Below are 25,198 nucleotides of genomic sequence, written 5' to 3' on the forward strand. Positions count from 1 at the left end.
AGCGGTCGGCCGTACCCGACGGCGTGACTGCTCAAGCCTTCACGGGTGGGACAGCTGTCCCGCGCTGCCGCCCTGACGCCGTATCCGCTCCTGGGCCCGCTCCGTGACCCGCGCGTGCCGCCGGGCCTTGCGGCGCTCACGACGCAGCGCACGCGCCGTGCTGCTCGGGGTCGACACCACCCCGTGGCGCTGGTTCCACACCTGACGGGTCACCCAGACGTCCACGGCGGCCCAGGTGGCCACCACGGTGCTCGCCACACTGCTCAGCACCATCGGGAACGCCAGCCAGGACCCGGCCAGGGTGCACAGGAAGGCCACCATCGCCTGAAGCAGGGTCACCGCGATGATGAGCCCCGCCCGCACCGCGGAGGTCCGCACCGGATCCGGCAGCCGACGCCTGCGCGCGGGCTCCTCGACCCACAATGGCCGGTACGCCTCCTCCCGGGCCGCGCCGCGCCTGCGCGGCGGAGCCTGCTCCGCCGGTATGTCGGGAACCCGTGCCTCGGTGCGCCGGGGCACCGCCGGACTCACTGTCCCCACGCCGATTCCCGGCGCCTCCTGCCGTTCCGCCGTGCCCATCACCGTGTCACTCCCCACCGCCGGCAGACCCTCGTCCCGGTGTTCGTGAACCGGGCTTCCAGGGTGACTGCCCGGCTTGCGCTGCTTTACGCCGCCCAGTTGCAGATGCGGCTCCTGTGGCCGAATCCACCGCCATCTCCCGAAGAGAAAGACGAACAAGACCCCTTCAAGATTCCCCCGCGACGTCAAAGAAACGAAAAAATCCAGCCAACCGCCCACCCTGGCCGATCAGTTCCGGTCCGATCACCCCACCTGGTCGCAGGACGCAATCTCCCGCAATGGGAGGACAAGCACCCATCTCTCGAAACCACGGCAGAGTTCGGGTTCCGGACGCAACTTCGAGTTACGTGTGCGTCGGTAGTAGGCTCGCGCCGGTTTGTTGACGTACATGTGTACCCCCGGCCGGCGGGGGTCGAGCTGGGGGAGGCCATGCGCTTTCGCGGGAAGTCGATCCGCCGGAAGATCGTGGCGCTGCTTCTCGTGCCGCTGGTGTCCCTGATCGCGGTGTGGGGCTTCGCCACGGTGCTGACGGGACGTGAGGTCGCCCGGCTCTTCCAGGTGTCGACCGTCACGGAGAAGCTCGGTTATCCCATCGAGGACACCGTGCGTGTGCTCCAGCAGGAACGCCGCCAGACACTTGTCTACCTGGCCGATCCGCGCGCCTCGGACGCCCTGTCCGCGCTGCGCGGCACGAGGAGCGCCTCGGACGAAGCCATCGCCAAGTTCCGCCGGAACGCACACGATCCCGATGTCCGCGACGGCCTGGACCAGGACGACGACGAGCGCCTCACCGCCGTCCTGGACGCCTTCGACGGCATCGACTCGCTGCGCCGCAGTGTCGAGGACGGCACCGTCTCCAGGTTCCAGGCCCTCGACCAGTACAACCGCCTCGTCGACCCCGCCTACGCCCTCCTGGCCACGCTCGACGGCATCGACAACGTGGAACTGGACAAGCAGGCCCGGGCGCTGGTCAACATCACCCGTGCCCGCGAACTGCTCTCCCGCGAGGACGCCCTCCTCGGTTCCGCCCTCGTGGTGGGCAAGCTCACCCGTGACGAGATCCGCGACGTCTCCGACCTCGCCGCCCAGCGGACCCTGATGTACGACGTCAGCCTGGCAGTCCTGCCGGCCTCGGAGCGCGAGCGCTACGAGCGTTTCTGGAAGAACGCCGGCACCGCTCCGCTGCGCTCCGCCGAGCATTCCGTCATCACCGCGGAGCCCGGCACGACCGGCAGCGTCAGCGCCAAGAGCTGGGACGCCGCCGCGGGCAGTGCGCTCGACGAACTCGCCAAGCTCGACGACCAGGCGGGCGACCGCCTCCAGGACCGCGTCCGGCCGGACGCGATGGACGTCATCATCAAGGCGGCCGCCGTCGGCGTCCTCGGTCTGATCGCCCTGCTCTTCTCGCTCGTGCTGTCCGTGCGGGTCGGCCGCGGCCTCATCCGCGACCTGCGGCAACTGCGTCTGGAAGCCCATGAGGCCTCCGGCGTACGGCTGCCCAGCGTGATGCGCCGCCTGTCCGTGGGCGAACAGGTCGACATCGAGACCGAGGTCCCGCGCCTGGAGTACGACAAGAACGAGATGGGCGAGGTCGGCCAGGCGCTCAACACCCTCCAGCGCGCCGCCGTCGAAGCCGCCGTCAAACAGGCCGAGTTGCGCGCCGGCGTCTCCGAGGTCTTCGTCAACCTCGCCCGGCGCAGTCAGGTTCTGCTGCACAAGCAGCTGACCCTGCTCGACACCATGGAGCGCCGCACCGAGGACACCGACGAACTCGCCGACCTGTTCCGCCTGGACCACCTGACGACCCGTATGCGACGGCACGCCGAGGGCCTGGTGATCCTTTCCGGCGCCGCCCCCTCCCGGCAGTGGCGCAAACCCGTCCAGCTCATGGACGTCGTCCGCGCCGCCGTCGCCGAGGTCGAGGACTACGAGCGCATCGAGGTCCGCCGACTGCCCAGGGTGGCCGTGACCGGCCCGGCCGTCGCGGACCTCACGCATCTCGTGGCCGAACTCCTGGAGAACGCCACGGTGTTCTCCCCGCCGCACACCGCAGTCCAGGTCCTGGGCGAGCGCGTCGCCAACGGCTTCACCCTGGAGATCCACGACCGCGGACTCGGCATGGCCGCCGACGCGCTGCTGGACGCCAACCTCCGGCTCGCCGAGACACCGGAGTTCGAGCTGTCCGACACCGACCGGCTGGGGCTCTTCGTGGTCAGCCGGCTCGCCCAGCGGCAGAACGTCAGGGTCTCGCTGCAGCCTTCGCCGTACGGCGGCACCACGGCGGTCGTCTTCATTCCCGACGCGCTGCTGACCGACGACGTCCCCGACACCAACGGCATCGGCTTCCGCCTCGACCGGCCCCGGCCGTCGAAGGAGGCCGAACTGGAGCAGGCCCAGCGCGTCGCGCTCACCCGGGGGGCACCGCTGTCGGGCATGCCGCCCGCGATCCTGGACGGCCCGGTCGAACTGGAGGCTCCGGTCGACCTCGACACCCTGAGCGACCTGCCGGGCGTCCTCGAGTCCGAGGACAGCGAGCGCGGCGGACTGTTCCGGCCGCGCCGCTCCCTGGCCCAGGCCGACGACGAAGCCCCCGGAACCGACGGAGCGGACATCGGCGGTGGCGCGGACGCCCCGGTGTCGTTGTCCCGTCGCCGGGCTCCCAAGCTGGTCAGCTCCCACGGACGCCCGGTCACCGGCGAGCGGACGGGACGCGAGGAGGCGGACCAGCCCCCGGCCATCGGTCCGGGTCCGTCCCGGTCACAGACCGCCCCCGCGACGGGGCCCGCGCGCTCCGAACCTCCGACCCTGCCGAGCCGTCGCCGTGCCGCGGCCCTGCGCCGGAGCACCGGCGTGGCCGACCGTCTCGACGAGCCGACGGAGACACCGGCCCCCTCGACCTCCCCGGTCCGTGGGCCCGGAGGCGGACCCGCAGCCCCTGGCCTGCCCCGACGCACCCGGCGTACCGACATCGCGTCGAGCGGCCCGGTCGCGGAGGACTCGGCCACCGGCGGGCGCGGTTCGGATACGTCCGCCCTCGGCGCCGTGGGCCCGACCGCGGATGCCACCGGCAGGGGCGGCGCGACCGACTCCGCGCCCGGCGGCGTCGTACGGCCGGGCTGGGGCGAGTCCGCCGGCGGTGTCCCCGGAGCGTCCGGCTCCGGCAGGCCGCCTCTCGGCGCCGCGCGCGGGCCCGACGAGGCCGGCTCCGGCACCGCTCCGCTGCCCCGCCGGGTACGACAGGCCAACCTGGCCCCGCAGCTCAAGCAGGCCCCGGAGCGGCGCCCCCGGAACCAGGCGGAGCCCGCGGAGCGGGACGCCGACGAGGTACGCAGCCGCATGGCCTCGCTCCAACGGGGCTGGCAGCGTGGCCGTGAGGAGAACGCCGAGAGCGACGACACGTCCGGCGGCACAGCACCACAACGAACGACTAAGGGGGACGGTCGATGACCGCACCGAAGGCGACCGACAAGTCCGGCGAGCTCAACTGGCTCCTCGACGACCTGGTGGAGCGCGTCGCGAGCATCCGCAAGGCCCTGGTGCTCTCCAGCGACGGCCTCCCGACCGGCGTGTCCAAGGACCTGACCCGCGAGGACAGCGAGCACCTCGCCGCCGTGGCGTCCGGGTTCCACAGCCTGGCCAAGGGCGTGGGCCGGCACTTCGAGGCGGGCAACGTCCGCCAGACCGTCGTGGAACTGGACGAAGCCTTCCTGTTCGTGACGGCCGCGGGTGACGGCAGCTGCCTCGCCGTCCTCTCGGACGCCGACTCGGACGTGGGTCTCGTCGCGTACGAGATGACGCTCCTGGTGAAGCGGGTCGGTGTGCATCTCAGTGCCGCTCCGCGCACCGATCTGCCTCAGGGCGGGTAGTGAGATGACATGAGCACTGACGGTCAGGGAAGAAGCCACTGGTTCGACGACGAGGCCGGACCGGTGGTTCGTCCGTACGCCATGACGCGTGGTCGCACCACGAGCGCCGGCCAGCACCGCCTCGACCTGATCGCGGTCGTCGTGGCCGAATCCCACACGGACGATCCGGAAGGGGACCACTCGCTGTCCCCCGAGCACGTGGACATCGTCGACCTGTGCCGGGACACCCCCCAGTCGGTCGCCGAGCTGTCCTCCGAACTCGACCTGCCCATCGGGGTCGTACGGGTCCTCGTGGGCGACCTCGTCGCCTCGGAGTGGGTCCATGTGAACCGGCCGGTGCCGCCCGCCGAACTGCCGGACGAGAGCATCCTGCGCGACGTGATCAACGGCCTGCGGGCACTGTGACGGGCCGTCGCGCGCGCCCGCCCTCGCAGAACGCCGAGAGCGGGCCGCGCGTCCGCGCCGGGAGGCCCTGCCGGTCCGCGGCGGACACCAGGAACCCCCCTGCCGATATGATCTGACTGATCGTCGACGACCATCCGCAGGCGGCCGGCCAGCGGCCCGCGGACACGGTTGCGAGCAGTGCGATCGGGGAGACGGACGTGACGAGAGGCCGGCAGTTCCGGGTCGACCGAGACGGTACCTGCACGGACATCGCCGCGCGACGCCCGTACGGCCGCCCGCGCACCGCCGTCCACCCCACACCCCCACCAAGCAGGAGAAGAGACCAATGATCTTCGGGCGATCTGAGCGCGGCAAGCCCCCGGTCGAGCCCGTCACGCTCAAGATCCTGGTGGCCGGCGGCTTCGGCGTGGGCAAGACCACGTTCGTGGGCGCGGTCAGCGAGATCAGACCGCTGCGCACCGAGGAACTGCTGACGGAGGCCGGCCGCCCCGTCGACGACACCAGCGGTGTGGAGAACAAGCGCACCACCACCGTCGCCATGGACTTCGGGCGGATCACCCTGCGCGAGGACCTGGTGCTGTATCTGTTCGGCACGCCCGGGCAGGAACGGTTCTGGTTCATGTGGGACGAGCTCTCCGAAGGTGCCCTCGGAGCCGTCGTGCTCGTCGACACCCGCCGCCTGGAGGACTGCTTCGCCGCGGTCGACTACTTCGAACGGCGCTCCATACCCTTCCTCGTCGGCGTCAACTGCTTCGAGGGAGCGGTCCGTTACCCCGAAGAGGACGTACGGCAGGCCCTCGACCTCGACGAGGACGTACCGGTCGTGCTGTGCGATGCCCGGGACAAGCAGTCGGTCAAGGACGTACTCGTGGGCGTCGTCCAGCACGCGATGGCGTACTCGGCGCGGCGCCGCCAGAGCGTCACGACCTGAGACACGGGTGCGGCCCGTACCCCCGCCGACAGGGGTACGGGCCGCGGCTCGACGGCACTACGCGCGCGTGCCTAGTTCTCGCCGTCCTCCTCCCAGCCGAAGCTCTTCTCCACGGCCTTGCGCCAGTTGTGGTACTGGCGGTCCCGCACGGACGCCTCCATGTTCGGCGTCCACTCGACGTCCTTCTGCCAGTGGGACTTCAACTCGTCGAGGTCGTTCCACACACCTGTGGCGAGCCCGGCCGCGTACGCGGCGCCGAGACACGTGGTCTCGGAGACCTTCGGCCGGACCACCGGCACGTCGAGCACATCCGCCTGGTGCTGCATGAGCAGGTTGTTCTTGGTCATGCCGCCGTCCACCTTCAGGGTGGTGATCGGCACCCCGGAGTCCTGGTACATGGCGTCCACGACCTCGCGCGTCTGCCAGCTCGTCGCCTCCAGCACGGCCCGCGCGAGGTGCGCCTTGGTGACGTATCGCGTCAGGCCCGTGACGACCCCGCGCGCGTCCGAACGCCAATAGGGCGCGAACAGGCCCGAGAAGGCGGGCACGATGTACGCGCCGCCGTTGTCCTCGACGCTCGCCGCGAGAGGCTCGATCTCGTCGGCGGTACGGATGATGCCGAGCTGGTCGCGGAACCACTGGACCAGGGCGCCCGTGATGGCGATGGACCCCTCCAGGCAGTAGACCGGCGCCTCACCGCCGATCTTGTAGCCCATCGTCGTCAACAGGCCGTTCTTCGAGGGGACCGGCCGGTTGCCCGTGTTGAGCAGCAGGAAGGATCCCGTGCCGTACGTGTTCTTCGCCGTGCCCACGTCGTAGCAGGCCTGCCCGAACACCGCGGCCTGCTGGTCGCCCAGCGCCGACGCCACGGGCACGCCCGCGAGTTGGCCGACCGCGGTGCCGTAGACCTCGGCGGACGACCTGATCTCGGGCAGCACGGCGTCGGGCACGTTCATCGCGGACAGGATGGACTGGTCCCACTGGAGGGTCTCCAGGTTCATCAGCATGGTCCGGCCGGCGTTGGTCACGTCCGTGACGTGCCGCCCGCCGTCCGTGCCGCCGGTGAGGTTCCAGATCAGCCAGGAGTCGATGGTGCCGAAGGCGATCTCGCCGTTCTCGGCACGCGCGCGCAGTCCCGGCACGTTGTCGAGCAGCCAGGCCGCCTTCGGCCCCGAGAAGTAGGTGGCCAGCGGCAGGCCGGTCTGCTCGCGGAAACGGTCCTGACCGTCCGAGCCGCCGAGTTGGTGGGTAAGAGCCGCGGTACGGGTGTCCTGCCAGACGATCGCGTTGTGCACGGGCTTGCCCGTGGCGCGGTCCCACAGGACCGTGGTCTCGCGCTGGTTGGTGATGCCGAGCGCGCTGAGCTGGTCGGCGCGCAGCCCGGCCTTCGCGATCGCACCGGCGACCACAGCCTGCACCTTGGACCAGATCTCGGTGGCGTCGTGCTCCACCCAGCCGGGTTTGGGGAAGATCTGGCGGTGCTCGCGCTGGTCGACGGCCACGATCGCGCCGTCGTGGTTGAAGATGATGCAGCGGCTGGAGGTGGTGCCCTGGTCGATGGCGGCGACGAACTTGTCCGTCATGACGTCCCCTTCGTCGGTTCCTGCACGAGGCTGCGTTTCACGAGGGTTGCGTTTCCGAGGGCTGTGGTTCACAAGGGCTGTGGTTCAGAAGGCCGCGTTGAAGATCACCCCGGACAATGCTCCGCCGATCAGCGGGCCCACCACGGGGATCCACGCGTAACTCCAGTCCGAGGTGCCCTTGTTGGGGATCGGCAGCAGGGTGTGGACGATGCGTGGGCCCAGGTCACGGGCCGGGTTGATGGCGTATCCGGTGGGCCCACCGAGCGACAGACCGATGCCGACCACCAGGAAGGCGACGACGAGGACCGCGGTACCGGACTCGCCGAGACCCTTGGTGAGGCCGAAGGCCAGGATCGGCAGGACGAGGCCGACGGTCGCGATGATCTCCGTGACCAGGTTCGCCACCGGATTGCGGATCGCCGGAGCGGTCGAGAAGATCCCGAGCGTGGGCTGGGCGATCTCCTCGTCGGCGTTGGCCCGGAACTGCGCGTAGTAGACCAGCCAGCACAGGACCGCCCCGAGCACGGCACCGACCATCTGCCCGGCGATGTAGACCGGCACCTGGTCCCAGTCCCCGGTGTCGACGGCGATCCCGATGGTCACGGCCGGGTTGAGATGCCCGCCGGACAGGGGTGCGGCGGTGTACGCCCCGGCCAGCACGCCGAAGCCCCAGCCGAACGCGATGACGACCCAGCCGGCGTCCTTCGCCTTGGAGTGGTTGAGTACGACGGCGGCGACCACGCCGGCGCCGAAGAGGATCAGAATCGCCGTACCGATGACCTCACCGAGGAATACGTCTCCGTTGCTCATGGCGGCTCCTAGGCCCTGGCCCGGGGCTTCCCGCCCCGGTTCTCCGTGCAGGGTTGCGGTTCCTTGGCGAACTGCCGAGGGCAGGGAGGATCCCGCGCCCCGCCCGGCGTCCGCGACGAGCGTGCCGTCGCAGCCGAATCGCCCGTGGGGGTATGGGCCTTGGCTCAGGGGGGCCCGCGCGGCGTGGTGCCTGGAACGCCGAGAATGTACGGCGATGTCGACCGACACCGGAAGTGTTCACCGGGCCCCGGGGAGCGTCAAGGTCGCCGACGGCAACGGTTGGGACGGGCACCCGGACCGCCTTGATCAACGGGCGCGGGGCCGGCCGAGTCCCCTTCGAGCCGAACGGCCCCTTACCGGACGCCTCTTCAGCCGTTCCCCGGCTCCGCCACCGCATACCCCACCGAAGGTGCCTGTGGCCCCGTGCCGCGCCGGATCTCGTGCCCCGGCAGTCCTGCCCGCCCCACGACCCAGCTCGCCCCGCTGAGCGCCTTGGCGGCCTTCTTCAACGGCGCCAGACACGCGGCCGCCTCCCGGTAGCCCGCCACGCTGCCCGGCACGCACACCACGGTGGCCAGGGACAGCGTCACGGGCCGCCCGCCCGCCGCCCAGGGAGCGTCGAGAACGGACGCGGCCAGCGGAGCCAGTTCCTCCGGGTCGGTCAGCACCAGGAAGTCGTCCCCGCCGATGTGCCCCACGCACGCGGTGCCGGTCGCCGCATGCTGCAGCACCCGCCCCACCTCGCGGATGAGCTCGTCGCCGGCCGCGAATCCCGCCCCGTCGTTGACCTGCTTGAAGTGGTCGACGTCCAGCCAGCTCAGCGCGAACGTCCGCCCGGCCGCGATACGCCGGTCCACCTCGCCCGTGATCGCGTCCGAACCGGGCAGCCGCGTCAGCGGGTTGAGCCCGGCCGCCTCCTCCACCCGCGTCTCGCTCAGCGCCCGTACGAGATCCGCGAGCCGCACGACTCCCACGCAGCGGCCGAACCGGTCGACCACGGCGACGTCGTCCGACGTACGGTCCCGGTCGCCGACGGCGACCACGTCCAGGACCTCCCACGCGGTGGCGTCGATGCCCACCGTCCGCGGCGGATCGCCGAGTTTGGCCGCGGGGCGGTCGGCGTACAGGGCGTGTCCGTAGCGCCCCGACATCGACAGCAGGAAGCGCGAGCGGTGCACCGAGCGGAACGGCACCCCCTCCCTGTCCACGAGCAGCACCCCGGACACGTCGGGCGACCCGGTCAGCAGTGCCCGCACCTGCCCCGCGGACGCGGTGGCCGGCAACAGCGCGGCGGGGCGCACGAACTCCCGTACCGAAGGACCGGACCGCAGGGGCGCCGCGTCGGCGGGGGAGCGGGGCGGAACGTACACCTCCGCCGCGGGAAGCCGGGACGGTGGCGCGAGCAGCGTGCCCTGCGCCAACTGCGCACCGGCCGACAGCGCGGCCCCGTACTGCAGCTCCGTCTCCACGCCCTCCACGCAGACAAGCGCTCCCAGCTCGTCGCACAGGGTCCGCATCGCGCGCACCGCCGACGGCCGGACCAGCAGCGACGCGTCGAGCTTCACGAGGTCGGGCGACATGTCGACAAGGAGTCTCAGTGGTACGTCCCCGTCGCCCACGCCGTCCGCACTGATCCGGAAGCCCTGCCCCCGCAGCTCGGTGAGCGCCTCCAGCAGTGCCTGGTGCGGCACATGCGTGTACGGCGGCCCCACGTCGAGCGTGATCTCCCACGGCAGCCGCCCCGCCTCACGCACCGCGTGGTGCAGCGGGGTGAGGCCGCCCAGGTCGGCGAGCGTGCCCGCGAACACGTTGACGTGCAGGGGCAGCAGGGTTTCCCGGCGCGCCGCCGCCCTTACCGCCAACACGGCGAGCTGTCCGTCGAGTTCGGGGTCGCGGCGGGCCTCAGCGAGGATGTCGCCGGTCTCGGGGCGGGCGAGTATCTCCAGCCCCGCGACTCCGCCGGTGGCCAGATTGACCACGGGCTGGAAGGCGAAGCGGAGAGTGTCCGTCCAGGAGCGCACGGGAGCATGATGGCGCCCTTGGACCACGCCCAAGCGCAGTTCATGAGACGTTCACGCAGGATTCCCGGCCGCTCACACAGCGTAGGGAAACCCCTTTCCAGGATGCCGGTCCGGTCGGTCATCTCACCGCGATCACCGCCGACCCGTGCCCGAACAGCCCCTGGTTCGCGGTGATCCCCACGCGTGCGTGCTCGACCTGCCGGTCCCCCGCCTCGCCCCGCAGCTGCCAGGTGAGCTCACACACCTGGGCGATCGCCTGGGCCGGCACCGCCTCGCCGAAGGAGGCGAGGCCGCCGCTCATGTTGACGGGTATACGCCCGCCGGGTGCCGTCGCCCCCTCGCGCAGCAGCTTCGCGCCCTCGCCCTCCCCGCACAGCCCGAGGTCCTCGTACCACTGCAACTCCAGAGCGGTGGACAGGTCGTAGACCTCGGCGAGAGAGAGATCCTCCGGCCCGACACCCGCCTCCTCGTAGGCCGCGCGCGCGATCGACGCACGGAAGGTCTCGGTGGCGGGCTCGGCCGCGGCGGCGGAGTCCGTCGCGATGTCCGGCAGATCCAGCACCGTGTTCGGATACGTCGGCGTCACCGTCGACACCGCCCTGATCCGCACGGGCTCGGTCACGCCCCTGCGACGCGCGAACTCCAGGCTGGAAAGCACCAGAGCCGCCCCGCCGTCCGAGGTGGCGCAGATGTCGAGAAGCCGCAGCGGATCGGCGACCACGGCGGAGGCCGCGACCTCGTCCGCGCTGACCCGCTTGCGGTACCGCGCGTACGGATTCAGCGCGCCCAGAGCCGAGTTCTTCACCTTGACCTGGGCGAAGTCCTCCACCGTGTCCCCGTGCACGGCCATGCGCCGACGCGCGTACAGCCCGAAGTAGGTCGGGTTGGTCGCGCCGAGGACCCGGAACCGCAGCCAGTCCGGATCGTCGGGCCGGTCACCGCCCGCGGGCCGGAAGAACCCCTTCGGGGCGGCGTCGGCACCCACCACGAGCACCACGTCGGCCAGGCCCGCCAAAATCTGGGCCCGCGCGGCGGCCACCGCCTGTGCCCCCGACGCGCAGGCCGCGTACACGCTGGCGACGCGAGCCCCCTGCCAGCCCAGCGCTCTGGCGAAGGTCGCCCCCGCCACGTAGCCCGGATAGCCGCCCCTCACGGTGTCCGCGCCGACGATCGATCCGACGTCCCGCCACTCCAGGCCGGCGTCGGCCAGCGCCGCGCGCGCCGCCGCCACGCCGTACTCGACGAAGCCGCGCCCCCACTTGCCCCAGGGGTGCATGCCCGCGCCGAGCACCGCCACCTCTCCCGTCATGCCGTCACCCCCGTCGGCCGCCATTGCCACGTCGTCCAGACCGTCTCCCCGTCCTCATGGAGCACCCCGGCGACGACCTCCACCTCCGCGCCCACGGCAAGATCGGCGACGGTGACCCCGGGAACCGCCTGCCCCAGCACCACGATCCGCTCGGCGGCCAGCTCCACAGCGATCAACGTGTACGGCTCCCACGGAAGTTCCGGATCGGTCACATACGGTGACGGAGGCCGGTACCGGCTGTCCGTGTACGACCAGACGCGACCGCGCCGCGAAAGGGGAATCTCCGCCAGATCGCCACCGGCGCATCCGGGGTTGCGGCACCAGCCGTCCTCGCGCGGGAAGAAGACCGAGGCACAGGCGGAGCAGCGGGTTCCGAGAAGCGTGAAGTCGTCTCCGTCACCGGCGAACCACCCGGCGACCACAGGTGTGTGCGTGCGCGGCACAGGTCCTCCCAGGCCCAGATCTGACGGGACGTCAGAAGTGTGTCACGGGCGGCCGCAAAGAGGCAGAGGGCCCGACGCAACCGGAACACCTGATGATCGGATACAGTCCGCGGCGTGTCCGAAACTCAGCACTCCACCCCCAACTCCGCCCCCGGCTCCCACTGTTCGAGCTGCGGAGCGCCCTACGGAGAGGGTGTCGCGGACTGGCCCCGCATCTGTCCCGTCTGCCACACCGTCGCGTACCGCAACCCCCTGCCGGTCGCCGTCGCACTCCAGCCCGTGTACGACACCCAGGGCACCGCCCTGGTCGTCATCACCCGAACCGTGTCCCCCGCGCGCGGAGGCATCGCGCTGCCCGGCGGCTTCATCGACGACCGCGAGGACTGGCGGCACGCCCTGGTCCGTGAACTCAAGGAAGAGACCGGCATCGAGGCGGCGAGCCGCGACGTACGGCTCGTCGACGCACTCAGCTCGCACGACGGCCACCTGCTGCTGTTCGGGGCATTGCCGGAGCGCCCCGCCGACGGCCTCCCGCAGTCCGCGGCCACGAACGAGACGGAGGGCTGGCACCTGCTGCGCAGGCCGGAGGAGCTCGCCTTCCCGCTGCACACGCTGGCCGTAAGGGCCTGGTTCGAGGGCCGTTACCTCTGAGTCTCAGCGCGCTCCCAGCCCGCGCAGCCGCACCGGGTGGGACGGTTCGCTCAAGCCGTCCTCGCCCTCCCGCTGAACCACCAGCTTCCGGCCCTCCCAGCGGGCGACGTACCGTTCGATCTCCGGTTCGTCCCAACCGTCGCCCGCGTCCTCGACGACGAGCCCGCCGCCGCTCCGTCCCCGGGCGGGAGCCCACACCTCCAGTTCGATCCCGCCGTCGTCCGCTCGCACCGGAATGACGGCGCCCGCGCGCGCGAGCACCGGGATCCGCGACAGGGGGGCGTCGACCAGGACCTGTCCCGGCCCCTCGTACACCTGCTCCGTGGTCGTGTCGTACCAGCGCCCCCGTGGCAGCTGCACCGCCCGCCGGTCGCTGCCCGGATCGAGCACCGGTGCCACGAGCAGGCTGTCGCCGAGCAGGAAGGCGTCCTCGCAGTCCCGCAAAGCGCGGTCCTCCGGCACGGACCACCACAGGGGTCGTACATAAGGCGCTCCGGTACGACGGGCCAGCTGTGCGAGCGTCATGAAGTACGGCAGCAGCCGTCGGCGTTCCACGAGCGCCACGCGCGCGTGCTCCAGCACCTCGGCGCCGAACTCCCACGGCTCCCTGCGTCCGGCCCGCAGGCTCGCGTGGGTACGGAACAACGGCAGATAGGCGCCGAGCTGGAACCAGCGCAGATACAGCTCGGGCGAGGGGTGCCCGTCGTAGCCGCCCACATCGGGCCCCGAGTACGGCACCCCGCACAGCCCGAGCCCCATCACGAGCGACAACGAGGCCCGCAGGCCCGGCCAGCCGGTGGCCACGTCACCGGACCAGGTGCCCCCGTACCGCTGTATGCCGGCCCAGCCGGAGCGCGAGAACAGGAAGGGCCGCTCGCCCGGCACCAGCTCGCGCAGACCCTCGTATCCGGCCTGGGCCATGCACAGCGCGTAGACGTTGTGCGCTTCCCGGTGGTCGCCGCCGCGGCCCTCCAGGGAGTGTCTGGCCGACCGCGGCAGGGTGGACTCACCGAACGCGTTGAAGGACGTGGGCTCGTTCATGTCGTGCCAGAAGCCCGCGAACCCCGCCGTGAGCCTCTCTTGGTAGAGGCGACCCCACCAGGCACGCACACGCGCGTGCGTGAAGTCCGGATAGACCGCCTCCCCGGGCCACCCGACCCCCTCCACGAGCCGCCCCGACGCGTCCCGGACGAAGGCGTCCTCGGCCGTCCCGCTGTCGTGGACGGCGTTGCCGGGCGCCGCCTTGACCGCCGGGTTGACGATCGACACCAGCCGGATCCCGTCCCGCCGCAGTTCCTCGGCCAGTTGGGGCAGCTTGGGAAAGCGCTCCTGGTCGACCGTGAACACCTGGTGCTCGTCGTGGTGGTCGATGTCCAGGTGGACGGCGTCGAGCGGCAGACCGCGCTCCTGGTACCCGGCGACGATCCGCCGGACCTCCTGCTCACTGCCGAAGCCGCGGCGGGCGTGATGATGGCCGAGCGCCCAGGACGGCGGCAACGCGGGCGCACCGGTCAGCGAGGCCCAGGCGAGCAGCACGCGCGCGGGAGTGCCCACCATCACCCAGCAGCGCAGCGGACCGCCGGCCATCCGCAGCTCGGACATCCCCGCCCGGTCGTGCCCGGAACCGGCGCCCTCCTCGCCCTCCCGCAGGGTCACGGTGCCGTCCCACGAGGTGTCGTGGAACACGAGATGGGTGGCGGCGTCGGCCACCACCAGCTGCACCGGCATCGTGACGTACAGGGGATCGTCGCCCGGCCCGAAGGCGCGGCCGGGATCGGTGTTCCACAGCCGGTACGTCCCGTCCCGCAACCGAGGCCCGCAGGCCCGTCCACCCAGGCCGAAGAACCGTGCGTCGGCGGCCACCTCCGTCCGCTGCATCCAGCGAGCCTCGCCCCCGCCCACCGGCTCCCACCAGCGGGGCGGCAGATCCCGGCGCAGGGTCACCCCGCCGGGCGTACGCACCTCGACCGCTCCGTGCCGCGACACCATGACCGTCACCCGCTCGGCGACGACCCGCCAGCCGCCGTCCTTGTCCGGCTCCAGGACCGCCCGGGGATCCGGCTCCGGGCAGCGGCCCGCGAGCGCGTACGACGGCTCCGGCCCGGCGCCGTCCCACCCCCAGAAGACCGCCCCGTTCACGGCGACGACGATCCGCAGTTCGGAGCGGCTGAACCGGACGACACCCCCGCCGGGAGCCGGTTCCGCGTCCTGGACCGGCCCCGGCACCCGCGCCCGCTCGGCCCCCCGCGCCGGCAGCCCGACGGCGTCGGTACGCCTCCTGCGCCACGCGGCACGCACGGTACGCAACCCCTGGGGCGCCCCCGCCGAACCGACCGCCCATATCGAACGCACCAGGTCACGACCGCTCATGCTGCTCACCCTGCCACTCACCGCCCCACGCGCGCGTGCCGTTCAACTGCCGTTCACCCGTGCTGGGGCCACATCTTCACGACACGGACTATGTGGGGCGCACCCTGGCGTAGAAGTTGATCACATGGCATCGTCCCTGTCAGCCGCGTCACGCGCACACCCCTGGCCCGTGCGCGGGAGACGCACACGACGCGCACAGTCCGGGAGCCCCCATGTCGACCGTGAATCCCCAGCCGCTCTGGCAGCCAGATCCGCAGCGCATCGCCCGGTCCCAGGTCACCAGGTTCCAGGCATGGGCGGCCGAGCACCACGGCGCCCCGGCCGAGGGAGGCTACGCGGCACTCCACCGCTGGTCCGTGGACGAGCTGGAGCCGTTCTGGGAAGCCCTCACCCAGTGGTTCGACGTACGGTTCTCCACGCCCTACGCGCGCGTGCTCGGCGACCGTTCGATGCCCGGCGCCGAGTGGTTCCCCGGCGCCACCCTCAACTACGCCGAACACGCCCTGCGCGCGGCCGAGACCCGCGCGGACGAACCCGCCCTCCTGTACGTCGACGAGGCCCATGAGCCGACCCCGGTGACCTGGTCCGAGCTGCGCCGCCAGGTGGGCTCCCTGACCGCCGAGCTGCGCGCCCTGGGCGTCCGGTCCGGAGACCGCGTCAGCGGCTACCTCCCGAACATCCCGCAGGCCGTCGTCGCCCTCCTCGCCACGGCCGCCGTGGGCGCCGTCTGGACGTCCTGCGCCCCCGATTTCGGCGCCCGCAGCGTCCTGGACCGCTTCCAGCAGGTCGAACCGGTCGTCCTGTTCACCGTCGACGGCTACCGCTACGGGGGCAAGGAGCACGACCGCCGCGAGACGGTCGCCGAACTCCGCCGCGAACTGCCCTCCCTGCGTGCTGTCGTCCACATCCCCCTCCTCGGCACCGAGGCTCCCGAAGGCGCCCTGGAGTGGGCCGCCCTCACGCGCGCGGACACGGAACCCGTCTTCGAACAGGTGCCCTTCGCGCATCCCTTGTGGGTGCTCTACTCCTCCGGCACGACGGGCCTGCCCAAGGCGATCGTCCAGTCGCAGGGCGGCATCCTCGTCGAGCACCTCAAGCAACTCGGCCTGCACTGCGACCTCGGCCCCGAGGACCGTTTCTTCTGGTACACCTCCACGGGCTGGATGATGTGGAACTTCCTCGTCTCCGGCCTCCTCACGGGCACGACCGTCGTCCTGTACGACGGCAGTCCCGGCTACCCCGACACCGGCGCCCAGTGGCGGGTCGCCGAACGCACGGGCGCCACCCTCTACGGCACTTCGGCCGCGTACGTCATGGCCTGCCGCAAGGCCGACGTGCACCCGGGACGCGACTTCGACCTCTCCAAGGTGCAGTGCGTGGCCACCACCGGCTCACCGCTTCCGCCCGACGGCTTCCGCTGGCTGCACGACGAGGTCCGCGACGACCTGTGGATCGCCTCCGTCAGCGGCGGCACGGACGTGTGCTCGTGCTTCGCGGGCGCCGTACCCACCCTGCCCGTGTACATCGGCGAGCTCCAGGCACCGAGCCTCGGCACCGACCTGCAGTCCTGGGACCCGAGCGGCAAACCCCTGATCGACGAGGTCGGTGAGCTCGTCGTCACCAACCCCATGCCGTCGATGCCGATCCACTTCTGGAACGACCCCGACGGCAGCCGCTATCACGACAGTTACTTCGACACGTATCCCGGAGTGTGGCGGCACGGCGACTGGATCACCGTCACCTCGCGCGGTTCGGTCGTCATCCACGGCCGCTCCGACTCGACACTCAACCGCCAGGGCGTCCGCATGGGTTCGGCCGACATCTACGAGGCCGTGGAGCGGCTCCCCGAGATCAAGGAGTCCCTGGTCATCGGCATCGAACAGCCCGACGGCGGCTACTGGATGCCGCTGTTCGTGCAGCTGGCCCCGGGAGCCGTCCTCGACCAGACCCTCCTCGACCGCATCAAGCAGACCATCCGCGAGAACCTCTCACCCCGCCACATCCCGGACGAGGTCATCGAGGTCCCCGGCATCCCGCACACCCTTACCGGAAAGCGCATCGAGGTCCCCGTCAAGCGCCTCCTCCAGGGCACCCCTCTGGAGAAGGCGGTCAACCCGGGCTCCATCGACAACCTCGACCTGCTCCACTTCTACGAGGACCTGGCCCGCAAACGCGCCTGACCGACCAGGTCACCCCCCGTAGGTGGCCTCGGACTCACCGAGCACTCCGGCGAAGTCCGAGGCCAGCCGCGCCGCGTCGGCCGGCTCCAGCTCGGCGGCCGTGATCCGCACGCCCGGCCCCGCCGACAGCCGGAACCGGGCCCCGGCCGCGACCCACCAGCCGTACGACCGCAGCCCGTTCACCACGGCCGACTCGTCCCGGACGGGCACCCATACGTTCATCCCGCTCGCCCCGTGCGCCTCGACGCCCCGCTCGCCGAGCTCCCGCACCAGGGCGTTCCGGCGCACGGTGTAGGTCTCCTCGGCGCGAGCGACCAACGCGCGCGTGCTCTCGTCGGAGAGAAGCCCGTACACCGTCTCCTGGAGCAGATGACTGACCCAGCCGGACGTCAGCAGCAGCCGTCCGTCGTGCCGCCCCAGCGTGATCGGATCACACGCGGCGGCCGCCCAGCGCAGGTCCGTCCCCAGGAACTTGCTCACCGTCCGCACATGCACCCAGCGCGACAGCCCCGCGCCGGTCAGGGTCCGCAACGGGGCGTCGGCGACCGCGGACGCGTGATCGTTCTCCACGACCAGCACCTCCGGGTGTTCCCTGAGCACACCCAGCAGTGCTTCCTGTCGCTCGGCGGAGAAGCGGCCGCCGTACGGATTCTGCGCCCGCGGACTGCACACCAGCGCCCGCGCCCCCGCCCGCAGCGCCGCGCGCACGGCCTCGGGCAGCACTCCTTCGTCGTCGACCGCGACGGGGATCATGCGCAGCCCCAACGCCGTGACCAGATCCAGCAGATGGTGATAGCCCGGATCCTCCATCGCCACGGCATCACCGGGCCGTAGCTCGACGGAGAGCAACCGCCCGACCAGATCCAACGCCCCGTGCGCGAAGGTCACATGCTCGACCGGTACGCCGTCGGGCCCCAGCCACGCGCGTACGGCGTCCTCGAGCCGTGCCAGCCGGGGCGTCGACCGGTGTGAACGGGCGCCGGGGGACAGCCGCGAGGGCGGCACCAGACCGGGAAGCAGCCGCGGATCGGGGTGACCGCCCGCCAAGTCCCGCAGCCCCTCGGGCACTTTCGGCGGCCGACGTGACGCCACCGCAGGAGCCGAGGCCACAACGGTCCCGCCCCGGCCCCGGGTGGCCACGATCCCGCGCTGCCGCAGTTCCTTGTACGCCGTGGCGACCGTCCCCGGGCTCACGCCGAGGTCGTCCGCCAGGCGCCGCACCGGAGGCAGCGCAGCCCCGGGCGCCAAAGAGCCCTCGGCCACGGCCCGTTCGACGGACGCCGCAATTCCCTTGGCCGTCGCCCCACTGATCTCATATTGTGTTGCCACGTTCAAAAGTATGTATCAGTACATAATCAAAAAGCAACGGGCAAAGCAAGGGGCAAGGGGGAGCAGTGCATCCGATACGGCGCGCGGCAGCATGGTCGAGAAGCGTCCCCGGAGGACGCGACGGGCGCAGAATGCTCGCCATAGCGCTCGTCGACCGCGTCGGCAGCGGGCTGTGGGCGTCCGTCTCCGTTCTCTACTTCACCTACGTCTCCGACCTCTCCCTGGCCCAGGTCGGCACCCTCGCCGCTGCCGCCGGCGCCATCGGCATCGCCGGGGCACCGATAGGCGGCAAGCTCGCCGACCGGTTCCCGGTCACCCGAGTCCTGCTGACCGTCCAGCTCGTGCGTGCCGTCGCCTCCTGCGCCCTGCTCACCACGAACAACTACGCCCTGCTCCTCGCCTTCTCGGCGATGGGCGGCCTCGGCGACCGCGCCGCCAGCATCCTCACCAAGCTCTACGCCACCCGGGTCGCGGGCCCGGACCGCGTCCGCTACCAGGCCTTCCACCGAACCGTCGCCAACGCGGGCTGGGCGCTGGGAGGCCTCACCGCCGCGGCGGCCCTCGCGCTCGGCACCACCACCGCCTACCAGTGGCTCCTCGCCGGCGACGCCCTCTCCTTCATCGCCTCAGCCCTTCTCACGCTGCGCTGCGGCGAACCCCCGTCACCCTCCCGCACCGTCATCACCTCGAAACACCCGGCCCCGACGACCAGACCGACGAACCCGTGGCGCGACCGCACCTATCTCGCCTACGTCGCCACCGAGACCGTCCTCTTCCTCGACGACGCCGTGTTCAAGGTCGGTCTGCCCCTGTGGATCGCACACGAGAGCAACGCACCGAACGGACTCGCGCCACTCCTGATGGTCCTCAACAACGTCATGGTCGTGGCACTCCAGGTTCCCCTCGCCCGATTCGGCATCACCACGGCCGCAGCCCGGAACCTGCTCCTCCCGCTCTCCGCCACCTTCGCCCTGGGCGGGATCGCCATGGCACTCGCGGCCACGGGCGGAGCCGTCACCGCCACCGCGCTTCTCACCGCCGCCGCAGCCGCCTTCACCATGGCCGAGATGCTCCACGCCACCGTCTCCTGGGAACTCTCCGTCGCCCTCGCCCCGGACACCGCGCAGGGCGCCTACCTCGGCGTCCACGGCCTGGCCCAGTCCGTGCAGCGCACGTTCGGACCACTCGCGGTCACCGCGGCCATCGCCACCGGCCCGGCAGGATGGGTCACCTTCGGCACAGTCATCGCTCTGACCTGCGTAATCCAGCACCGACTGGTCCGGAGGCGCCTCGCCCACCACCCATTGTCAGTGCCGCCGGTTACTGTGAGTGAGCATTGATCGACTGCGCACAGGGGGAAACATGGCGCACACCGACCACCAGACGATGCGACGCGTCCTGCGCCGCGAAATCGCCGGCACCATCGGCCTGCTCACCGACGAGCACGACTTCCGCGCCATGCGGCGCTACCGCACCTTCACCTTCGACGACCACGCGACCTACCTGAAACAGGTCGAAGACCTGCTGAGGACCCGCTCCGCACAAGGCAGCCACACCACCATCGCCCTCTTCGATCCCCAGGAGTACGCCGAGTTCTGCGAGGAGACGGGCCTCGACCCGGACGCCCCGTCCAGCCGCACCCGCTTCACGGCCGAACTCGCCGGCACCGGCCCGACACTCCCGTACGAGGGCCAGCCCCTCACCGACCTCGTACCCGCCCTCGTGGACGAGGCGGTCCGCCAGGCCACCTGGGAGTACGCGACCACACTCCTCGCACGCCTCGGCACCTGCGGCTCCTGCGGAGAGGACATCGGCCGGGCGGCCTTCACCCGCGCCTCGGACCTCCTCCTGCGGATCCTCGACACCGCCCTGCCGGGCGAACATCACCTCGTCTGCAGCGTCACCGGCACCCCGGAAACGCTCGTATCCGTCCTCCACTCCGACGAGAACACCGACGGATCCGTACAACTCGACGAGGCCGAGGCCCTCGAATTCACCACGGTCCTCGCACTCGGCATCGCCACTCAGAGCCCCGGCGGACTCGTCATGCGCACCAGCACCCCAGGAACCGCCGACCGCATCTACGGCTGGCGCCTGCGTGGCGACGGCCTCGACCCCCTCACCGCAGGAGAGGTCTTCGACGCCTACTGCACCGACATCGACTCCGGCGATCTGATCTCCCCGGAATCAGACGTCGACTACTGCGCACCCCCCGACCTCGGACCGGAAGGACCGACCCCACACCACAGCCACTGAACACAAGGAGGGCGCCCCACCCACAGGTGGAGCGCCCTCCGGAAACCGTCAGCCGGCCGAGCAGGTCCGACTACTCGCCCGACAGCACCGCCTGCGCCGCGGCACGCGCCTCGTCGGCACTGTCGCCAGTCCGCGCGGCCGCGGCAGCACGCTCGCACTGCGCCAGCGTGTACTTCGCCAGCGTCGCCCGGACATAAGGAATGGACGCCGCACCCATGGAAAGCGAGGTGACCCCAAGACCGGTCAACACACAGGCGAGCAGCGGGTCGGACGCGGCCTCACCACAGACACCACAGCTCTTGCCCTCGGCCTTCGCCGCCTCGGCGGACAGCGCGACCAGGTCGAGCAGCGCGGGCTGCCACGGATCCTGCAGCCGCGACACCGCACCCACCTGACGGTCGGCGGCGAAGGTGTACTGCGCGAGGTCGTTGGTCCCCAGCGACAGGAACTCGACCTCCTGCAGAATCGACCGCGCCCGCAGGGCAGCAGAGGGGATCTCCACCATCGCGCCGAACTTCGCCCGCAGCCCGGCCGCACGGCACGCGTCGGCGAACGCCTTGGCGTCGGCACGGTCCGCCACCATCGGGGCCATGACCTCGAGGTAGACCGGCAGCCCCTCGGCGGCCTTGGCGAGCGCCGTCAGCTGCGTCCGCAGCACCTCGGGGTGGTCCAGCAGCGTCCGCAGCCCACGCACACCCAGCGCCGGGTTCGGCTCGTCGGCCGGCGTCAGGAAGTCCAGCGGCTTGTCCGCGCCCGCGTCCAGCACACGGACGACCACACGCCCCTCGGGAAACGCCTCGAGGACCTGGCGATACGCCTCGACCTGCTTCTCCTCGGACGGGGCGTTCTTGCTGTCGTCGAGGAAGAGGAACTCGGTACGGAAGAGACCGACACCCTCGGCCCCGGCCTCGAGCGCGGCAGGTACGTCCGCCGGACCACCGACGTTCGCCAGCAGCGGCACCTTGTGACCGTCGGCGGTGACCCCCGGCCCCGTCGACGCGGCGAGCGCGGCTTTCCGCTCGGCGGCAGCGGCCTCCAACTCGGCCTTCTTCTCGTCGCTCGGGTTCACGAAGATCTCACCGGTGCTGCCGTCGACAGCGACGACCGTGCCCTCGGCCAGCTCACCTGCACCCGGCAGCGCCACAACGGCCGGCACCCCGAGCGCCCGCGCCAGAATCGCACTGTGGCTGGTCGGCCCCCCCTCCTCGGTGACGAAACCCAGAACCAGCGTCGGGTCCAGCAGAGCGGTGTCGGCGGGAGCAAGATCGCGCGCCACGAGGACGTATGGCTCGTCGCTGTCCGGGATTCCCGGCATGGGCACCCCGAGCAGCCGAGCGACGATACGATTCCGCACGTCGTCGAGGTCGGCGACGCGTCCGGCCAGGTACTCACCGGCGCCCGCCAGCAGCTCCCGGTACGCGGCGAACGCGTCGTACACGGCCCGCTCGGCCGTGCTGCCGACGGCGATACGCCGGTCCACGTCCGCCATCAGCTCGGGATCCTGGGCCATCATGGCCTGCGCCTCGAGCACCGCCTGGGCTTCGCCCCCGGCCAGATTGCCGCGCGCCATCAGGTCGGCCGCCACAGCTTCCACTGCCTTGCGGGCGTTCCCCTGTTCACGCTCCGCGTCCTGCGCCGGAATCTGCTTGGCAGGCGGCTCCAGCACCGCCGTTCCCATGTGCCGAACCTCGCCGATCGCCACACCGTGGCTCACGCCGACGCCTCGCAGCGTTGTGTCCATCTCACCCGTCTCCGATAGTGCGGCGGGTCCCGCCGCCGCGATGGTTGTCGTCCCTAGTCGCCGTAGTACGACGGCACTGACGTCACTTCCAGCTGAACAGACTGTCTCCGGCCTTCACATCGCCGTTGTCACGGAGTTCGGAGAGAGCCTCGACCGTGGCCTCCAGTGCCACGACCGGGCAGACGGTGGATTTGCCGGCGGCTACGACGGCGGCCGGATTCCAGCGCACGATCGCCTGACCGCGCGTGACGGTGTCGCCCTTGCTCACCAGCAGCTCGAAGCCCTCACCGTTGAGCTGCACGGTGTCGATTCCGAGGTGCACGAGCACGCCGTGTCCCTGCTCGTCCACGACGACGAACGCGTGCGGGTGGAGAGAGACGATCACACCGTCGACGGGCGCGACGGCCTCGGACGGTTCATGCACGGGTTCGATCGCCGTACCCGGGCCGACCATGGCCCCGGAGAAGACCGGATCCGGCACTGCGGCCAGTCCGATGGCGCGTCCTGCAAGAGGGGACGTCACGGTGGTCATGGGAAGCCTCCCAGGGGTGGAGCTGCGTATATGCGCCGTCACTGCTTGTCTCGGGCGGCGCTGTCCAGCAGCGTATGTCAGATGAAGTAAGGGTTCCGCACGGAAGATACCGGCTGGTGGTCTAGACCACCAGCCCAATGGATTTGCACCGTCTTCGAGGCCCCGTGTACAGTCGTACTCCTGCTTGAGGCCGAGCGGCGCCACCGAGCGTCCCAGCCTGGCAGCATCCAACTTGTCAGATCCTATCTCGGGGTCACTTTCTGCATGTCTGCAGGACGGTGGTCAGAGGGCCGGAAAAACACTGATAGAGTTTGGAACAGCGAAGGGAAGCGCCCGGAGGAAAGCCCGAGAGGGTGAGTACAAAGGAAGCGTCCGTTCCTTGAGAACTCAACAGCGTGCCAAAAATCAACGCCAGATATGTTGATACCCCGTCCATCGGACTTGTTCCGGTGGCGAGGTTCCTTTGAAATAAACACAGCGAGGACGCTGTGAACGACCGCCTTATTCCGGTGGTTGTTCCGCTCTCGTGTGTGTGCACCCGATTACGGGTAAACATTCACGGAGAGTTTGATCCTGGCTCAGGACGAACGCTGGCGGCGTGCTTAACACATGCAAGTCGAACGATGAACCACTTCGGTGGGGATTAGTGGCGAACGGGTGAGTAACACGTGGGCAATCTGCCCTTCACTCTGGGACAAGCCCTGGAAACGGGGTCTAATACCGGATACCACTCGCACGGGCATCTGTGCGGGTTGAAAGCTCCGGCGGTGAAGGATGAGCCCGCGGCCTATCAGCTTGTTGGTGAGGTAATGGCTCACCAAGGCGACGACGGGTAGCCGGCCTGAGAGGGCGACCGGCCACACTGGGACTGAGACACGGCCCAGACTCCTACGGGAGGCAGCAGTGGGGAATATTGCACAATGGGCGAAAGCCTGATGCAGCGACGCCGCGTGAGGGATGACGGCCTTCGGGTTGTAAACCTCTTTCAGCAGGGAAGAAGCGAAAGTGACGGTACCTGCAGAAGAAGCGCCGGCTAACTACGTGCCAGCAGCCGCGGTAATACGTAGGGCGCAAGCGTTGTCCGGAATTATTGGGCGTAAAGAGCTCGTAGGCGGCTTGTCACGTCGGGTGTGAAAGCCCGGGGCTTAACCCCGGGTCTGCATTCGATACGGGCTAGCTAGAGTGTGGTAGGGGAGATCGGAATTCCTGGTGTAGCGGTGAAATGCGCAGATATCAGGAGGAACACCGGTGGCGAAGGCGGATCTCTGGGCCATTACTGACGCTGAGGAGCGAAAGCGTGGGGAGCGAACAGGATTAGATACCCTGGTAGTCCACGCCGTAAACGGTGGGAACTAGGTGTTGGCGACATTCCACGTCGTCGGTGCCGCAGCTAACGCATTAAGTTCCCCGCCTGGGGAGTACGGCCGCAAGGCTAAAACTCAAAGGAATTGACGGGGGCCCGCACAAGCAGCGGAGCATGTGGCTTAATTCGACGCAACGCGAAGAACCTTACCAAGGCTTGACATACACCGGAAAGCATCAGAGATGGTGCCCCCCTTGTGGTCGGTGTACAGGTGGTGCATGGCTGTCGTCAGCTCGTGTCGTGAGATGTTGGGTTAAGTCCCGCAACGAGCGCAACCCTTGTCCTGTGTTGCCAGCATGCCCTTCGGGGTGATGGGGACTCACAGGAGACCGCCGGGGTCAACTCGGAGGAAGGTGGGGACGACGTCAAGTCATCATGCCCCTTATGTCTTGGGCTGCACACGTGCTACAATGGCAGGTACAATGAGCTGCGATACCGTGAGGTGGAGCGAATCTCAAAAAGCCTGTCTCAGTTCGGATTGGGGTCTGCAACTCGACCCCATGAAGTCGGAGTTGCTAGTAATCGCAGATCAGCATTGCTGCGGTGAATACGTTCCCGGGCCTTGTACACACCGCCCGTCACGTCACGAAAGTCGGTAACACCCGAAGCCGGTGGCCCAACCCCCTTGTGGGGAGGGAGCTGTCGAAGGTGGGACTGGCGATTGGGACGAAGTCGTAACAAGGTAGCCGTACCGGAAGGTGCGGCTGGATCACCTCCTTTCTAAGGAGCACTTCTTACCGGGTTCGCTCGGTCAGAGGCCAGTACATCAGCGAATGTCTGATGCTGGTTGCTCATGGGTGGAACGTTGATTATTCGGCACTTTCAGTCA

General features: G+C 70.1%; 18 protein-coding genes and 1 rRNA gene. 9 read left to right on the forward strand and 10 right to left on the reverse strand.

Annotation, left to right across the window (positions count from 1 at the left end; all coding sequences use genetic code 11):
• Positions 1 to 39: 39 nt before the first annotated feature.
• Positions 40 to 579, reverse strand: a complete 540-nt coding sequence (locus D1369_RS34400; protein ID WP_118082807.1) for a hypothetical protein — start codon at positions 577 to 579, stop codon at positions 40 to 42.
• Between the two features lie 429 nt (positions 580 to 1,008).
• Here D1369_RS34400 and D1369_RS34405 point away from each other — a divergent pair, with 429 nt between their 5' ends.
• From D1369_RS34405 to D1369_RS34420, 4 genes are all read left to right on the forward strand, one after another.
• Complete coding sequence (locus tag D1369_RS34405) at positions 1,009 to 4,026, forward strand: nitrate- and nitrite sensing domain-containing protein (protein ID WP_118083164.1); 3,018 nt, start codon at positions 1,009 to 1,011, stop codon at positions 4,024 to 4,026.
• Positions 4,023 to 4,445 (forward strand): roadblock/LC7 domain-containing protein, encoded by a 423-nt coding sequence (locus D1369_RS34410; RefSeq protein WP_007380601.1) that lies wholly within the window; start codon positions 4,023 to 4,025, stop codon positions 4,443 to 4,445. The genes D1369_RS34405 and D1369_RS34410 overlap by 4 nt, the downstream gene beginning before the upstream one ends.
• A gap of 9 nt (positions 4,446 to 4,454) precedes the next feature.
• Positions 4,455 to 4,850 carry a DUF742 domain-containing protein gene (locus D1369_RS34415; RefSeq protein ID WP_007380600.1) on the forward strand — a complete coding sequence of 132 codons (396 nt, stop codon included), beginning with the start codon at positions 4,455 to 4,457 and terminating at the stop codon, positions 4,848 to 4,850.
• Positions 4,851 to 5,175: 325 nt separating this feature from the next.
• Positions 5,176 to 5,781: an ATP/GTP-binding protein gene (locus D1369_RS34420; RefSeq protein WP_007380599.1), complete on the forward strand. Its 606-nt coding sequence runs from the start codon at positions 5,176 to 5,178 to the stop codon at positions 5,779 to 5,781.
• Between the two features lie 71 nt (positions 5,782 to 5,852).
• Here D1369_RS34420 and glpK read toward each other — a convergent pair whose 3' ends face one another.
• The 5 genes from glpK to D1369_RS34445 all read right to left on the reverse strand — a co-directional run bounded on the left by glpK (position 5,853) and on the right by D1369_RS34445 (position 11,926).
• Positions 5,853 to 7,364: a glycerol kinase GlpK gene (gene glpK / locus D1369_RS34425; RefSeq protein ID WP_007380598.1), complete on the reverse strand. Its 1,512-nt coding sequence runs from the start codon at positions 7,362 to 7,364 to the stop codon at positions 5,853 to 5,855.
• 84 nt (positions 7,365 to 7,448) lie between these two features.
• Positions 7,449 to 8,174, reverse strand: coding sequence for an MIP/aquaporin family protein (locus tag D1369_RS34430; protein ID WP_007380597.1), 726 nt, complete (start codon positions 8,172 to 8,174; stop codon positions 7,449 to 7,451).
• Positions 8,175 to 8,542: 368 nt separating this feature from the next.
• Positions 8,543 to 10,195 (reverse strand): GGDEF domain-containing protein, encoded by a 1,653-nt coding sequence (locus tag D1369_RS34435; RefSeq protein WP_118082808.1) that lies wholly within the window; start codon positions 10,193 to 10,195, stop codon positions 8,543 to 8,545.
• Positions 10,196 to 10,313: 118 nt separating this feature from the next.
• Positions 10,314 to 11,504 (reverse strand): lipid-transfer protein, encoded by a 1,191-nt coding sequence (locus D1369_RS34440; protein ID WP_007380596.1) that lies wholly within the window; start codon positions 11,502 to 11,504, stop codon positions 10,314 to 10,316.
• Entirely contained in the window at positions 11,501 to 11,926 is a 426-nt protein-coding gene (locus D1369_RS34445) for a zinc ribbon domain-containing protein (RefSeq protein ID WP_037899265.1), read from the reverse strand. The genes D1369_RS34440 and D1369_RS34445 overlap by 4 nt, the downstream gene beginning before the upstream one ends.
• 135 nt (positions 11,927 to 12,061) lie before the next feature.
• Here D1369_RS34445 and D1369_RS34450 point away from each other — a divergent pair, with 135 nt between their 5' ends.
• The gene (locus D1369_RS34450; RefSeq protein ID WP_007380594.1) at positions 12,062 to 12,598 is read left to right on the forward strand and encodes an NUDIX domain-containing protein; all 537 of its coding nucleotides are present in this window, start codon (positions 12,062 to 12,064) and stop codon (positions 12,596 to 12,598) included.
• Between the two features lie 3 nt (positions 12,599 to 12,601).
• Here the strand turns inward: D1369_RS34450 and D1369_RS34455 are convergent, their stop codons facing one another.
• The gene (locus D1369_RS34455; protein WP_037899263.1) at positions 12,602 to 14,968 is read right to left on the reverse strand and encodes a glycoside hydrolase family 31 protein; all 2,367 of its coding nucleotides are present in this window, start codon (positions 14,966 to 14,968) and stop codon (positions 12,602 to 12,604) included.
• A 212-nt stretch (positions 14,969 to 15,180) separates the two neighbouring features.
• On the opposite strand from D1369_RS34455, the gene D1369_RS34460 reads away from it, so the two are divergent.
• Positions 15,181 to 17,148 (forward strand): acetoacetate--CoA ligase, encoded by a 1,968-nt coding sequence (locus tag D1369_RS34460; RefSeq protein WP_007380592.1) that lies wholly within the window; start codon positions 15,181 to 15,183, stop codon positions 17,146 to 17,148.
• Positions 17,149 to 17,157: 9 nt separating this feature from the next.
• Here the strand turns inward: D1369_RS34460 and D1369_RS34465 are convergent, their stop codons facing one another.
• A complete protein-coding gene (locus D1369_RS34465) occupies positions 17,158 to 18,477 on the reverse strand; it encodes an aminotransferase class I/II-fold pyridoxal phosphate-dependent enzyme (RefSeq protein ID WP_118083165.1) in 1,320 nt (439 codons plus the stop codon).
• Between the two features lie 131 nt (positions 18,478 to 18,608).
• On the opposite strand from D1369_RS34465, the gene D1369_RS34470 reads away from it, so the two are divergent.
• Entirely contained in the window at positions 18,609 to 19,817 is a 1,209-nt protein-coding gene (locus D1369_RS34470) for an MFS transporter (RefSeq protein WP_118082809.1), read from the forward strand.
• Positions 19,818 to 19,839: 22 nt separating this feature from the next.
• The gene (locus tag D1369_RS34475; RefSeq protein WP_007380589.1) at positions 19,840 to 20,733 is read left to right on the forward strand and encodes a hypothetical protein; all 894 of its coding nucleotides are present in this window, start codon (positions 19,840 to 19,842) and stop codon (positions 20,731 to 20,733) included.
• 70 nt (positions 20,734 to 20,803) lie between these two features.
• Here the strand turns inward: D1369_RS34475 and ptsP are convergent, their stop codons facing one another.
• Entirely contained in the window at positions 20,804 to 22,474 is a 1,671-nt protein-coding gene (gene ptsP / locus D1369_RS34480; protein WP_007380588.1) for a phosphoenolpyruvate--protein phosphotransferase, read from the reverse strand.
• Between the two features lie 82 nt (positions 22,475 to 22,556).
• The gene (locus D1369_RS34485) at positions 22,557 to 23,006 is read right to left on the reverse strand and encodes a PTS glucose transporter subunit IIA (RefSeq protein ID WP_007380587.1); all 450 of its coding nucleotides are present in this window, start codon (positions 23,004 to 23,006) and stop codon (positions 22,557 to 22,559) included.
• Between the two features lie 555 nt (positions 23,007 to 23,561).
• Here D1369_RS34485 and D1369_RS34495 point away from each other — a divergent pair.
• Positions 23,562 to 25,089, forward strand: a 16S ribosomal RNA gene (locus tag D1369_RS34495).
• Positions 25,090 to 25,198 lie beyond the last annotated feature (109 nt).

Origin of the sequence: Streptomyces sp. CC0208, assembly GCF_003443735.1 — a bacterium.
Taxonomy (GTDB): Bacteria; Actinomycetota; Actinomycetes; order Streptomycetales; family Streptomycetaceae; genus Streptomyces; species Streptomyces sviceus.